This is a genomic window from Arthrobacter sp. StoSoilB19, from assembly GCF_019977275.1.
Classification (GTDB): Bacteria; Actinomycetota; Actinomycetes; order Actinomycetales; family Micrococcaceae; genus Arthrobacter.
Genome location: NZ_AP024650.1, coordinates 954,594 through 967,822, shown reverse-complemented (window position 1 = coordinate 967,822; position 13,229 = coordinate 954,594). Strand labels below are relative to the sequence as shown.

Here is a 13,229-nt window from a genome sequence, read left to right as displayed (position 1 = left end):
CGTCCACGTCTGGGACCCTTCCGTGCTCAGTTATGACTGGTTGAACCGTGTCCCTTCCCTGAACCGGCCCTTCCTTCCACGGGAACTTCCACACGCGCCCGGGACGCAGGCTGTCTTTGTGCAGGCCGATTGCCGTGATGACCAGGCGCTGAAGGAAGTTGACTGGGTGGCGAGCCTCCGGGCCACCTGGCCGGAGCTGGCGGCGATTGTGGCCTATGCCCCCATCAACCGCGGGGACGGCGTGTCCGAAGACCTTGCGGAGCTGTGTCAGCGGCCCCTGGTCCGCGGGGTGCGCCAGCTGTTCCAGGACAGGGAGGCCGGTTTCATGCTGACGGCGGAAACACTGGCCGGAGGCCGCCATGTAGGGAGGGCCGGGTTTGCCTTCGACGCCTGCGTCCGCTCGTGGCAGCTTTCGGAACTTGCAGCTTTTGCTGCCCGGATACCGGAACTGTGCATAGTGCTGGACCACATGGGCAAACCACCCATTGCAGCCGGCAGCCTCAGCGAATGGAGCACAGCGATGCGTCGATTGGCCAGGCTGCCCAACGTCGTCGTGAAGATTTCAGGGGCGGGCGCGGAAGCTGACCCCACGCGTCCACTTGGGCCGCAGGCGCTGCCCTTCATCCTGGAAGCCTTAAACGTTTTTGGGGCCGATCGGTGCATGATCGGCAGTGACTGGCCGGTCTCTCTGACGGAGCCGGCCGCGTACCAGGACTGGATTCTCACGGTGGAGCAGGCGATGTCCGACGCCTCCTCTTACGAACGCGAAAACGTCGCCCGTGGAACCGCAGTTCGCGCTTACGGACTCAAGGCAGTCCGGGGTCCGGCACACCCGGAAGAGGAGAAAGACTAACCATGCAAACAGAAACCCGCACCATCCCCGGCACCGCAATCCAACTGCCCGTCCTCGGGTTCGGGGGCGCCCCCATCGGCAACCTGTACCGGCAGGTGCAGGAGCAGGAGGCGATCGACGCCGTTGAAGCAGCCTGGGAGGGTGGCGTCCGGTACTTCGACACAGCCCCACACTACGGGCTGGGACTTTCGGAGCGCCGCCTTGGAAAAGCACTCGCCGGCCAGGACCGCAACAGCTACGTGCTCAGCACCAAAGTGGGGCGCCTACTGCGACCCAACCCATCCCCGAACGGTAAGGACACCCAGGGGTTCGACGTGCCCGATGATCTGGTCCGGGTCCGCGACTACTCACGCGAGGGGGTGTTGCGCTCCATCGAGGAAAGCCTCCAGCGGCTCGGGACTGACCGGATCGACATCGTCTTCATCCACGACCCGGACGACTACTGGAGCGAGGCTGTCGACGGTGCCGCACCCACCCTGTCCGCCTTGAGGGATGAGGGCGTCATCGGTGCCTGGGGCGCAGGCATGAACCAGTCCGAAATGCTCGCCCGCTTCGTCACCGAAACGGACATCGATGTGATCATGCTGGCGGGCCGGTACACGCTGCTGGAGCAGGGAGCAGCAGCGGATCTGCTGCCGGCGTGCCTTGAGCGGAAAGTGGGAGTAGTGAACGTCGGAGTCTTCAACTCCGGCCTGCTCTCCAAAGACCGTCCGGCGCGCAACGCCACCTACAACTACCAACCCGCGCCCCCGCAGCTTTTAGACCGGGCATACCTGCTGGCCGACATCTGCGAGTCGCATGGAACCACCCTCCCTGCCGCCGCCTTGAGGTACCCGTACCAGCACCCCGCCGTGACAAGCGTGGTCCTGGGCATGCGGACGCCCGAACAGGTGAAGCAAAACCTCGATCTGGCATCGCAGGCAGTCCCGGACCAGCTATGGGCCGAGCTGCGCAACCGCGGCCTCATCACGTAGTTCCCCCAACCCAACAGCATCAATTAGCGAAAGAAGGACCATGCAATTCGCACGAATTGGCGAGCCAGGCAAGGAAGTACCAGCCGTCCTGCACCACCAGAAGTACTACTCCCTCGAACAGGTGGCGGCGGACATCGATGCCGGCTTCTGGGAATCCGACGGACCGGTGCGCACAGCGGCAGCCCTAGCCGCCGGGGAACTGGCAGAGATCGCAGTTGATGGTGCCCGGATCGGCGCCCCGATCGCCCGGCCGTCATCGGTCATATGCGTGGGCATGAACTATGCGGCCCATGCGGCCGAGTCAGGGGCCGCTCCCCCGTCGGTGCCCATCATTTTCCATAAGGCCCCAAACACGGTGGCAGGCCCGTTCGATGCTGTGGCGATTCCCCGCGGGTCCACCAAGACCGACTGGGAGGTCGAGCTGGGAGTGGTCATCGGGCGGCAGGCTTCCTATCTGCAGTCCCCCGAACAGGCTCGCGACCACATCGCCGGCTACGTCACCGTCAATGACCTGTCCGAGCGCACATTCCAACTGGAGGTGTCCGGCGGCCAGTGGTCCAAGGGAAAGAGCTGCGCCGGATTCTGCCCCACCGGCCCGTACCTGGTCACCCCGGATGAAGTGGACGCCGGCGACCTGCAGTTACGGAGCTGGGTCAACGGTGAAATCCGCCAGGACTCCTCCACCCGTGACCTGATCTTTGGGGTGGAGCAGGTGATCTACGATCTCAGCCAGTTCCTGGTCCTTGAGCCAGGGGACCTGATCTGCACCGGCACTCCGGAGGGGGTCGCCCTGTCCGGGCGCTTTCCTTACCTGAAGGCCGGGGACGTCGTCGAAATTGAAGTAGCGGGACTCGGCCGCCAGCGCCAGGAATTCTTCCAGGGCTAGGTAGCCCGACCACGAAAGGACCAGACAATGGAGTTTGCGGGACTTAAGGCAATCGTCACCGGCGGAGCCTCCGGAATAGGGGCCGCAACGGCCCAATTGCTGCAGGAGCGCGGCGCAGCAGTGGCGGTTTTGGACCTCCGCCCCGAGCAGGCGCCGAAAGGGGTCACAGCAATTCAGTGCGACGTCTCGGATGACAGCTCTGTCCGGCGGGCCGTACGGCAGGCAGCAGAGCAGCTGGGCGGGATCGACATCCTGGCCAACAACGCCGGAGTGGGCGCACAGGGCACCATTGAATCCAACGACGACGACGAGTGGCACCGTGTGTTTGATATCAATGTGATGGGTATAGTCCGCGTTTCAAGGGCCGCCCTTCCGTACTTGCGCCGGTCCTCCCACGCGGCGATCGTCAATACTTGCTCCGTCGCGGCTACCGCAGGCCTGCCCCAACGCGCCCTCTACAGCGCAACGAAGGGTGCTGTGCTGTCACTCACCCTGGCCATGGCTGCCGACCACCTTCAGGAAGGGATCAGGGTCAACTGCGTAAACCCGGGTACCGCTGACACTCCGTGGATCGCTCGCCTGCTGTCCACAGCGGCAGACCCCGAGGCCGAGCGGGCCGCCCTTGAGGCCCGTCAGCCGCACGGCCGGCTCGTCTGCCCGGAAGAGGTCGCTGCAGCCGTCACATACCTGGCCAGCCCCCTCGCCGGGTCCACCACGGGAGTGGACCTGGCTGTTGACGGCGGTATGCAGGCACTCCGGCTTCGGCCCCGCCCCGCGGCGTCCTGACTTCGACACGAAGGCAGGCGCCGGCGGGTCCGCGGCTGGGTAAGGTCGTGTCATGGACAGCGGCACCCTGGTTAATATCGCTTTGGTTCTCGGTTTCGTGCTGCTGGGCGGGGTGTTCGCGGCGGCGGAAATCGCACTGGTCTCCCTGCGCGAAAGCCAGGTGCGCCGCATCGAGAAATCCGGGGACACCGGCGCCCGGACTGCCGCCCTTGCCCGCAACCCCAACCGTTTCCTCTCCACGGTCCAGATCGGCGTGACCCTGTCCGGATTCTTCTCGGCGGCGTATGGGGCCTCGGCGATCGCTCCCGCCGTCGTACCCCTCCTTGAAGCCCTCGGACTTGGTGCGGCTGCCGGGCCCGTGTCCTTCATCGGCATGACCCTGCTGGTGGCTTTTCTTTCCCTGGTCCTGGGCGAACTCGCCCCCAAGAGGCTGGCGCTGCAAAGCCCTGTTGCCTTCACCCGCATCCTGGCCCCGCCGCTGATTGCCCTGTCGCATGCCATGCGGCCGGTCATCTGGCTCCTGTCGGTCTCGACGGACGCCGTGGTCAGGCTCTTTGGCGGTGACCCGCGCGTCAAGCGGGAAAGCATCAGTTCCGAAGAGCTCTGGGACATGGTGGCCGAGAACGAACTCCTCGAAGAGAGCAGCCGCCACATCCTGGCCGACGTGTTCGGCGCCGGCGACCGGACGCTGCAGGAGGTGATGCGCCCGCGCACGGAGGTGACCTTCATCGACGGTGCCATGACGGTGGCGGACGCCCGCCGGATGGTCAGGGACGGCCCGTACTCACGGTTTCCGGTGATCGGGCGCAGCCCGGATGACGTCCTGGGCTTCGTCCACATCCGCGACCTGATGCCCCGCGACGAGGTGCAGGACCATTCGCCCGTGCGGGACATCGCCCGGGAGATCCTGCCCCTGCCCGGCACCAACCGCGTGCTCCCCTCCCTCTCACGGATGCGCAAGACCAACCAGCACATCGCTTTGGTGGTGGATGAGTACGGGGGCACCGACGGCGTGGTCACGCTCGAAGACCTGGTGGAGGAACTGGTGGGCGAGATCTACGACGAATACGACACCGGCGCCGAGCACGAGGACCGGGTCAACGTGGCCAACGGAACCATCGACGTGGACGGCGGCCTGATCCTGCAGGAGTTCAAGGCCGCCGCCGGAATCGAACTCCCGGAGGGGCACTACGAAACGGTGGCCGGGTTCGTGATGGACCGCCTGGGCCGCCTCCCAAAGGCAGGCGACCGGGTGCAGATACCGGGGTACGTGTTGACGGTCCTCAGCATGGACCGGTTACGGATTGCCCGGATCCGGGTCACGCCGGTAATAGATCGGGGTGACTAGGAGTGCGCCGGCTGCCTAGGCCTTCTGCTGCCGCCAGAACACGGAGATCCCGAACGTCACGGCACAGAGCACCAGCATGGCCAGCACCATCCGCATCCAGCTGTCCTGGTGCACCCCGCCTGATGCGAACACGCCGATCATCACGGTGGCGGTGATCGCGCCCACGTAGCGGCAGGTCTGGTAGATCCCGGCCGCCACCCCGCGGTCCTGCGGCCGGGTGGACACGAACATGCCCTGGTTGGAGGCGATGCTGACCGTGCCGTACGGGATGCCCATCAACGCGGTCAGTACCACCACAACGGGGATGGCCAGCGTGCCGGTCAGCAGCCACATGAGCGCCGCCACCACGGTCAAAAGGACGACGCCGGCAAGCAGCACCCGCCGGACACCGAACCTTCCCATGGCGGAGACTGCCCACGGGGTGGCTACCACGGACATGCCGGCCAGGGGCAGCATCAGCAGCCCCACCACGCCGGGGTCGTAACCGCCGGCTTCCTGCAGCAGCTGCGGGAGGCCGAAAAAGACGAAGTAGTACACGCTGCTGAACACGGCGAACGCCAGGTACACGAGCATCAGCGGCCGGTTCCGGCCCAGCAGCCGCAGGTTCAGGAAGGGTTTGGCGAAGCGCAGCTCCCGCCAGGCAAACAGCCCCGCGACCACGGTTCCGGTGGCCAGCATCCACCACCGGTAGTCCGGCGCGACGTTCAGCGCAGCCATCATGACCAGGAGAAGGGCGGCGATGAACCCGGCAATGCCCGGGACGTCGGAGTCCCGCACCAGTTCCGCCACGCTGCCGCGCTCCCGGACCTGGTCCGGCGGTGCGGCCTTCCGCACGGTCAGCAACGCCGCGAGTGCCAGCGGGACGTTGACCAGGAATAGCGACTCCCAGCCCACGAAGCCCACCAGCAGGCCGCCGACCACCGGGCCCACCGCGGCTGCGGACGTGTTGGCCATCTGCAACCGGCCCAGCGGGCGGGCCGAGTCCACCTTGGCCCGGTGCGCCAGAGCACCCACCATCACCACGGCACTGGGATATGCGGTGGCAGTTCCCAGAGCCATGACCGCCCGTGCCACGCAGAGCAGCGCGAAGTTCGGGGCCAGCGGGGCCAGCGCGCAGGTGACGGCGACCAGTCCCATGCCCAGCATGAACATCCGGCGCGGGCCGAACCGGTCGGCGAGCCGGCCCATCACCGGCTGCCCGGCTGCGGAGGCCAGGTAGAACGAGGTGACCACCCAGGTGACGGCAGCAACGTCGAGCCCGAAGTCGGCGCGCAGCACCACCAGGGCCACGGCGATCATGGAGGAGTTCAGTGGGTTCAGTGCCGTGCCCAGGCTGAGTCCGGCGACGGCCAGGGCAGTCCGGGGGTTGTTGCTCACGGTAACAGTCTGGCCTAAAGCTTCCACCGCGGGCGACTCGGCGGGCTCCCGGGCGGTGTGGCGTGCGCTATTTTCCTGCCACTCCCACCGGGAAGAGTGCGTCCTCCACCGCCCTGGTCAGGTCCCGGATCACCTCGGCCTGGCCCTCATCCGCCCCGCCGTCGGGGTTCTCCGTATAGATGACCAGGGCGAAGGTCGAACCGCGGTAGCTCAGGAGCGCGGCGTCGTGCAGTTCCCCGGAGACTTCCCCGTACTTGTGGTAGACATCCACACCGGACCGTGATCCCGCCGGGATGAGGTCCTCGTTGTTGGTGTCCTGCATGTAGCTGAGCAGCTGCGCCGTGTTGTCCTTATCCAGGAGTTCGCCTGCATAGAGCTTCTTCAGGATCAGGGCCATGTCCGCCGCGGTCAGGAGGTTCTCTTCGGGGTCGTAGGTGACGCCGATGGAGCCCGCGTAGGCGATCAACTGCGGGTACCCCATGGCATCCATCAGCAACAGCCAGGAGTCGTTGTTGCTGTCGTTGACCATGGCTTTGAGTTGGAACGCGGCGTCGTAGTCGCCCATGGGATCCTCCAGGCCCGCCTGCCCGTTTTCCACCAGGTGATAGTAGGCGGCGGCAGTGAGGATCTTGGCCGTGCTGGCCGCGGTGAACGTGTCCTGGTCGCCGAACGTCCGTTCCGCACCTCCGGACACATCGGCGAGCGCCAGCCCAATCCGGTATTCGGCCGCGTCACTGAGGATGTCGTCCACGCTGTCCTGCAACGACGGCGGAGCTGCCGCCACCGGCGCTGCGGGTACGGCCGGCTGGGTGGGGACCACGGCACCGGTGAGTGGCTCGGACCGGACCACGGCCAGGGTGATGGTCCCGACGATGACCAGTACTACCGCAAGGGCCAGCCACAGCAGCCTTCTGTGGCCCCGGTTCCTGCCCGGAGCTGGCTTGCCGTTTGATGGCCTGCCCGGCGGTTGCAGCGGAGCACCGCGGCCTGGTGTGGGCACCATGGGGTGCACGGACATACAAGGGCTCCTGTCCCGCCTCGGCAATCAAAAACAACACCAGCGCGGCGGTGAGCCGCGCTGACAGATGCTGATTAAATCACCGGCGGTTGGGAGCTTCCTGAAGGCTTGCGGGGTGTTCCGCCGGCTGTAATAGGGATGCGCTAGCCGCGGGCGCGGGCGGACAGCGCGCTGTCCAGGAATTCCAGGTGCGCCGGCGCCACAGGCACCACGTTGGCCGAGTATTCCGGGTGCTTTGCAAGGAACTTCTTGATGAACGGGCATACCGGGATGATGCTGCTCCCGGCCTGGACCGTGCTGTCCAGGGCAGCCGTGGCCAGCCGCCCGGCAAGGCCCTGCCCGCCGTATTCCTCGTTGATCACCGTGTGGTAGAAAATCCGCTGCGGCGACTCCCCGCCGTCGTACTCCTTGTACACCGCCTTGCCGATCACGTTGCCGGCGTCGAGGATCTCGAAGCGTTCGCGCCCGGGATTGTGGCGGACGGTGATGTCACTCAAGGGAAACTCCTTCGTTTGCGGTTTGTGTTGCCCGTGCAAAGCCTAACCCGGCCCGGGCAACAGTTATTTCCGCAGCAAGGGGCCCTTGGTGGCATCCCCGCCCGCCGCCGCGTCAGCTTAAGTAGCCGTTGGGATTGAGGACGTACTTGGTGGCTGCGCCGGCGTCGAACTCCGCGTAGCCCTTCGGTGCCTCCTCCAGCGGGATGGCCTTGGCGTTGACGTTCTTGGCGATGTTGACCCTGTCATTCAGGATGGCCATCATCAGCTGCCGGTTGTATTTCATTACCGGGCACTGGCCAGTGGTGAAGCTCAGCGATTTTGCCCAGCCGGTGCCGAGGCTCAGTGACAGTGCGCCCTTCTTGGCGGCCTCGTCGATGCCGCCCGGATCGCCCGTGACGTACAGGCCGGGGATACCAAGGGCTCCACCAGCGGCCGTGAGCTCCATCAGGGAGTTCAGGACCGTTGCCGGCGCCTCCTTGGCATCGTGGCCGTGGCCCTTCGCTTCAAATCCCACGGCGTCGACGCCGCAGTCCACCTCCGGGACGCCCAGGATCTGCTCGATCTGGTCCTTCGGATCGCCCTTGGTCAGATCCACGGTTTCGCAGCCGAAGCTGCGCGCCCGTGCCAGCCGGTCTTCGTTCATGTCGCCCACGATGACGACGGCGGCCCCCAGCAGGTGCGCGCTGGTGGCTGCCGCAAGACCCACGGGACCGGCCCCGGCAATGTACACGGTGGAACCGACGCCCACCCCTGCCGTGACTGCGCCATGGAACCCTGTGGGGAAGATGTCCGAAAGCATGGCCAGGTCCATGATCTTCTCCATGGCCCGGTCCTTGTCCGGGAACTTCAGCAGGTTCCAGTCTGCGTACGGCACCAGAACGTAGTTGGCCTGGCCGCCGACCCACCCGCCCATGTCTACGTAGCCGTACGCGGCGCCGGGGCGCGCGGGATTCACGTTCAAACAGATGCCGGTCTTGCGCTCCTTGCAGTTCCGGCAGCGGCCGCAGGCGATGTTGAACGGCACCGAGCAGAGGTCGCCCACCTTGATGAACTCGACATCGCGGCCCACCTCCACCACTTCGCCGGTGATCTCGTGGCCCAGCACCAGGTTGGGCGGAGCCGTGGTACGGCCGCGCACCATGTGCTGGTCCGATCCGCAGATGTTGGTGGCCACCGTTTTGAGGATCACTCCGTGGTTGACCGGGCGTCCCACGTTCGCGGGGTTGACACCTGGCCCGTCCTTGAGCTCAAACGTCGGATAGTCAATGTCGATTACTTCCACCTTGCCGGCTTCTTTGTAGGCAACGGCTTTGTTCCCTGTCATCTATCGCTCCTGTAGTCAGGCGTCCGGTGGGACGGCCGTGATCTGGTTGGGTGGCACATCCCGCGAGGGGAACAGCCCTGGCCGATTGGTGCGTCCTGATATGTGAAGTGGTCAGGCAACGGTTCCGGGTGGGGATTCGCCCAGTCTAGGCACGGCCCACCAAGGGGTCTAGGGGTATGAAGCCCCTTGTTTAGGGGAGCAATCCATGAGGGAAACCCCTATAGTGGCGTACGCTGCACCAACCGGTTCCGCTGCCCTGGAAACGGACGCTGCCGGCTGGTTTCCGAACACGTTCTACCGTTGAGGAGCACCCATGAAAACGCGCACCATTGGACAACTCACAGTGTCCGCCCTGGGCCTTGGCTGCATGGGCATGAGCGAGTTTTACGGCGACGGCGATGAGCAGGAGTCGATCGCCACCATCCACGAGTTCCTGGATGCCGGCGGCTCCCTGCTGGACACAGCGGACATGTACGGCCCCTTCACCAACGAAAAACTGGTGGGCCGCGCCATCGCCGGCCGCCGCGAAGAAGCGGTCCTGGCCACCAAGTTCGGAAACGAGCGCCGCGAAGACGGTTCCTGGGTGGGCATCAACGGCCGCCCCGAATACGTCAGGTCCGCCTGCGACGCCAGCCTCCAGCGCCTGGGCGTGGACCACATCGACCTGTACTACCAGCACCGGGTGGACAAGACCGTTCCCATCGAGGACACGGTTGGCGCCATGGCGGAACTGGTCCAGGCCGGAAAAGTCCGGCACCTTGGCTTGTCCGAAGCATCCGCCGCGACCATCCGGCGGGCCCACGCCGTGCACCCCATCACCGCCCTGCAAACCGAGTATTCGCTGTGGGAGCGGGAGCCTGAAACCAAGGTGTTTCCCGTGCTCGCGGAACTGGGCATCGGTTTTGTGCCCTACAGCCCGCTGGGCCGTGGGTTCCTCACCGGGCAGATCCGCAGCGTGGACGATTTCGCCGAGGACGACTTCCGCCGCCACTCCCCGCGTTTCCAGGGCGACAACTTCACCCGCAACCTGGAACTCGTGGACCGGGTCAGGGAGCTGGCCGACAAAAAACAGTGCACTCCCGGCCAGCTGGCCCTCGCCTGGCTGCTGGCGCAGGGGGAACATATCGTCCCCATCCCGGGCACCAAGAAACGTGAACGGCTGCGCGAGAACCTGGGCGCCGTGGACATCGAGCTCAGCCAGGACGAGCTTGAGCTGCTGGACCAGCTGGCACCGGCCGGAGCAACTGCCGGCGCCCGCTACCCCAACATGTCCACTATCGACACGTAAACGCACCAACGGCGCTAAGGAGAACCATGGCAATGAACGACGACGAAGCACGGGTGCTGGACCAGTGGAGCCACCGGCTGGCCCAGGCACTGCAGATCCTTGACCTCAACATGGACCAGGAGCTGCTCCTTGACCTGGCCCGCAAATCCTCCGAGAACGTCATCCATGCCGCCGCCCCCGTCACCACGTTCCTGGTGGGCTACGCGGCAGCGCTGGAGGCAGGCACGGGCAGCGCCGGGAACAGGGAAGCCGCTGGTGCAGCCATCGAGAAGGCTGCCAAGGTGGCGTTCCAGCTGATCGACGACGGCGCCCACGGCGGGCCGGCAGGCAGCGGGTGGGCGGACACCGGTCAATAGCCGGCGAGAACAGTCAGCCCGCGGCGGTGGGCTCGTCCTCCAGTACCTTCACCGGCTCCAGGCGGACGATGACCGCCTTGGACACGGGTGTCTGGCTGCCCTCGGCCACGCTGTCCAGCGGAACCAGGACATTGGCCTCGGGGTAGTACGCCGCGGCACAGCCCTTCGCGGACGGATAGGACACCACGCGGTAGTTCCAGAGGACCCGTTCCACGTTGTCCCTGTATACGCCACGGATGTCCACGCGCTGCCCGTCGGCCAGCCCCAGTTCGGCAAGGTCTGCCGGATTGACGAAAACCACTTCGCGGCCCTTCCTGATGCCACGGTAACGGTCGTTGTTGCCGTAGATGGTGGTGTTGAACTGGTCATGCGAGCGCATGCTCTGCAGGATCAGGGTGCCGGCGGGGCGTTCCACGTGCTCAAGTTCGTTGACCGTCAGGATGGCCTTGCCGGTGGGAGTGTGGAAAGTCCGTGAATCCCGCGGGCCGTTGGGCAGCACGAAGCCGCCGGCCTGCCGGATCTTGCGGTTGTAGTCCCCGCACCCGTTGACCACGCGGGAGATGTGGTCCCGGATGAGGTCGTAGTTCTTCTCGAAGCCGGCCCAGTCGGCGTTGATGGTGTCTCCCAGCGTCGCCTGGGCCAGCCGGCAGATGATCGCCACCTCGGACAGCAGGTTGGGTCCCACCGGTTCCACCGTGCCGTGGGAAGAGTGCACCGCGCAGACGGTGTCCTCCACTGAAACAAACTGCGGCCCGGTTTCCTGGCGGTCGATCTCCGTCCGGCCCAAGGTTGGCAGGATGAGCGCTTCAGCCCCGGTGACTCCATGCGAGTGATTGAGCTTGGTGGAGATCTGCACGGAAAGTTCGGTGTTCTCCATGGCGTTCTCGGCCGTTGAGGTGTCCGACATCGCGCCCACGAAGTTGCCGCCAAGCCCCACAAAGACCTTGATGCCACCGTCGCGCATCTGCCGGACGGTTTCCACGGCATCCGCGCCGTGTTCCCGGGGCGGTTCGAAGCTGAACTCCTTGCCCAGGGCGTCCAGGAAGGCAGGCGGCATCTGTTCCCAGATGCCCATGGTGCGGTCACCCTGGACGTTGCTGTGGCCGCGGATTGGGGAAGCCCCGGCGCCGGGTTTTCCGATGTTGCCGCGCAGCAGCAGGAGGTTGATGATCTCCTTGATGGTGGCGACGCCCTTTTTCTGCTGGGTTATGCCCATGGCCCAGGTGATGATGACCTTGTCCGCAGCCAGGTAGCGGGCCGCCAGTTCATCGATTTCCCCGCTGCGCAGACCCGTGGCTTCGAGGACCGCAGCTTCGTCGAGGTTGGCCAGGTGCGCCCGGAGTTCTGCCAGCCCCTCGCAGTGTTCCTGGAGGAAGGCGTGGTCCAGGACGTTGCCCGGATTGGCATCCTCGGCATCCAGCACCCGTTTCGAAACGGCCTGCAACAGAGCCATGTCCCCGCCGATCCGCACCTGCAGGAACTGGTCGGCAATCTGGGTGCCGTGGCCGATGACGCCCTTGACCTTTTGCGGGTTCTTGTACCGCATCAGTCCGGCCTCGGGCAGCGGGTTGATGGCGACGATGTGGCCACCGGCCTCCTTGGCTTCTTCCAGTGCCGTCAGCATGCGCGGGTGGTTGGTGCCCGGGTTCTGGCCCATGACGATGATCAGGTCGGCCTTGCCGAAGTCGTCGTAGGAGACAGTCGCTTTGCCCACGCCGATGGTCTGGCCCATGCCCCAGCCCGAGGACTCGTGGCACATGTTGGAACAGTCGGGCAGGTTGTTGGTGCCGTAGGCCCGGATGAACACCTGGTACAGGAAGGCGGCCTCGTTGGAGGTGCGGCCGCTGGTGTAGAACGTTGCCTGGTTGGGGTTGGGCAAGGACTTCAGCTTGTCCGCGATGATCGTGAAGGCATCCTCCCAATTGACCGGACGGTAGTGGTCCTCCCCCGCGGGCTTGTACACCGGTTCGGTGAGCCGGCCCTGCATCCCCAGCCAGTACTCAGTGCGCCGGCGCAGTTCGCTGACGGGATGCCCGGCCCAGAATTCGCTTCCGACCACCACAGGGGTGGCTTCCCAGGTGACCGCCTTGGCCCCGTTCTCACAGAATTCGAAGGTCTTGCGGTGGCCCGGGTCCGGCCACGCGCAGCTCATGCAGTCAAAGCCGTCCTTCTGGTTCAGCGCCAGCAGGGTCTTGCGCGAGCGCTCCACGCCCATGTGCTTGAGGGCAGGCTGCATCGAGTGGTAGACGCCGGGCACGCCGGCAGCCCAGGTCTTGGGATGGCCGCTCACCTCAAGTTCGGATTCGTCGGGTTCTTCGACCTTCGGGTTTTCGCGCGCCACGTTGGGTTCTCCTTGCTTGCCGGTCCCAGATGCGCCTGATGCCCAGCCGTTTCGGTAATTTCCACAGTTGTTGAGGCTGCCCCTGAAGTCAAGGACGGCCGCCGGCCGGCAGGCCCGTAGGCTGACACCCTGTCCGGCCTGCTTTTCCACCTACGCCCGAAGGTTTACGACGGCGGCGCGG

12 protein-coding genes are annotated in these 13,229 nt (G+C 65.6%); 7 read left to right on the top strand and 5 right to left on the bottom strand.

What is annotated here, in order from left to right; translation table 11 throughout:
* The first annotated feature begins 22 nt into the window (after window positions 1-22).
* Genes LDO86_RS04525 through LDO86_RS04505 form a run of 5 tightly spaced genes read left to right on the top strand, consistent with a single transcriptional unit; the run spans window position 23 to window position 4,847 of the window.
* Window positions 23-853, top strand: coding sequence for an amidohydrolase family protein (locus LDO86_RS04525; protein WP_231377457.1), 831 nt, complete (start codon window positions 23-25; stop codon window positions 851-853).
* 2 nt (window positions 854-855) lie between these two features.
* Window positions 856-1,827, top strand: coding sequence for an aldo/keto reductase (locus LDO86_RS04520; RefSeq protein WP_018771370.1), 972 nt, complete (start codon window positions 856-858; stop codon window positions 1,825-1,827).
* 40 nt (window positions 1,828-1,867) lie between these two features.
* Complete coding sequence (locus LDO86_RS04515) at window positions 1,868-2,713, top strand: fumarylacetoacetate hydrolase family protein (protein ID WP_018771371.1); 846 nt, start codon at window positions 1,868-1,870, stop codon at window positions 2,711-2,713.
* A gap of 27 nt (window positions 2,714-2,740) precedes the next feature.
* A complete protein-coding gene (locus LDO86_RS04510; protein ID WP_018771372.1) occupies window positions 2,741-3,499 on the top strand; it encodes an SDR family oxidoreductase in 759 nt (252 codons plus the stop codon).
* Window positions 3,500-3,551: 52 nt separating this feature from the next.
* Window positions 3,552-4,847: a hemolysin family protein gene (locus tag LDO86_RS04505; RefSeq protein ID WP_018771373.1), complete on the top strand. Its 1,296-nt coding sequence runs from the start codon at window positions 3,552-3,554 to the stop codon at window positions 4,845-4,847.
* 15 nt (window positions 4,848-4,862) lie between these two features.
* Here the strand turns inward: LDO86_RS04505 and LDO86_RS04500 are convergent, their stop codons facing one another.
* From LDO86_RS04500 to fdhA, 4 genes are all read right to left on the bottom strand, one after another.
* Window positions 4,863-6,224 (bottom strand): MFS transporter, encoded by a 1,362-nt coding sequence (locus LDO86_RS04500; protein ID WP_018771374.1) that lies wholly within the window; start codon window positions 6,222-6,224, stop codon window positions 4,863-4,865.
* A gap of 67 nt (window positions 6,225-6,291) precedes the next feature.
* Entirely contained in the window at window positions 6,292-7,242 is a 951-nt protein-coding gene (locus LDO86_RS04495; RefSeq protein WP_018771375.1) for a serine hydrolase, read from the bottom strand.
* Window positions 7,243-7,385: 143 nt separating this feature from the next.
* On the bottom strand, window positions 7,386-7,739 hold the full coding sequence (locus LDO86_RS04490) for a GNAT family N-acetyltransferase (RefSeq protein WP_018771376.1): 354 nt from the start codon (window positions 7,737-7,739) through the stop codon (window positions 7,386-7,388).
* A 112-nt stretch (window positions 7,740-7,851) separates the two neighbouring features.
* The gene (fdhA, locus tag LDO86_RS04485) at window positions 7,852-9,063 is read right to left on the bottom strand and encodes a formaldehyde dehydrogenase, glutathione-independent (protein ID WP_018771377.1); all 1,212 of its coding nucleotides are present in this window, start codon (window positions 9,061-9,063) and stop codon (window positions 7,852-7,854) included.
* Window positions 9,064-9,376: 313 nt separating this feature from the next.
* Here fdhA and LDO86_RS04480 point away from each other — a divergent pair, with 313 nt between their 5' ends.
* Window positions 9,377-10,351: an aldo/keto reductase gene (locus LDO86_RS04480; protein WP_018771378.1), complete on the top strand. Its 975-nt coding sequence runs from the start codon at window positions 9,377-9,379 to the stop codon at window positions 10,349-10,351.
* A 26-nt stretch (window positions 10,352-10,377) separates the two neighbouring features.
* Window positions 10,378-10,707, top strand: coding sequence for a DUF6457 domain-containing protein (locus LDO86_RS04475; RefSeq protein WP_026266091.1), 330 nt, complete (start codon window positions 10,378-10,380; stop codon window positions 10,705-10,707).
* 13 nt (window positions 10,708-10,720) lie between these two features.
* Here LDO86_RS04475 and LDO86_RS04470 read toward each other — a convergent pair whose 3' ends face one another.
* Window positions 10,721-13,048 carry an FdhF/YdeP family oxidoreductase gene (locus LDO86_RS04470; RefSeq protein WP_018771380.1) on the bottom strand — a complete coding sequence of 776 codons (2,328 nt, stop codon included), beginning with the start codon at window positions 13,046-13,048 and terminating at the stop codon, window positions 10,721-10,723.
* Window positions 13,049-13,229 lie beyond the last annotated feature (181 nt).

What these genes read in the sequence shown, in the direction of transcription:
- LDO86_RS04520 (WP_018771370.1), top strand. Translation starts at nt 856, where the DNA reads ATGCAAACAGAAACCCGCACCATCCCCGGCACCGCAATCCAACTGCCC.
- LDO86_RS04515 (WP_018771371.1), top strand. Translation starts at nt 1,868, where the DNA reads ATGCAATTCGCACGAATTGGCGAGCCAGGCAAGGAAGTACCAGCCGTC.
- LDO86_RS04510 (WP_018771372.1), top strand. Translation starts at nt 2,741, where the DNA reads ATGGAGTTTGCGGGACTTAAGGCAATCGTCACCGGCGGAGCCTCCGGA.
- LDO86_RS04505 (WP_018771373.1), top strand. Translation starts at nt 3,552, where the DNA reads ATGGACAGCGGCACCCTGGTTAATATCGCTTTGGTTCTCGGTTTCGTG.
- LDO86_RS04495 (WP_018771375.1), bottom strand. Translation starts at nt 7,242, where the DNA reads ATGTCCGTGCACCCCATGGTGCCCACACCAGGCCGCGGTGCTCCGCTG.
- fdhA (WP_018771377.1), bottom strand. Translation starts at nt 9,063, where the DNA reads ATGACAGGGAACAAAGCCGTTGCCTACAAAGAAGCCGGCAAGGTGGAA.
- LDO86_RS04480 (WP_018771378.1), top strand. Translation starts at nt 9,377, where the DNA reads ATGAAAACGCGCACCATTGGACAACTCACAGTGTCCGCCCTGGGCCTT.
- LDO86_RS04475 (WP_026266091.1), top strand. Translation starts at nt 10,378, where the DNA reads ATGGCAATGAACGACGACGAAGCACGGGTGCTGGACCAGTGGAGCCAC.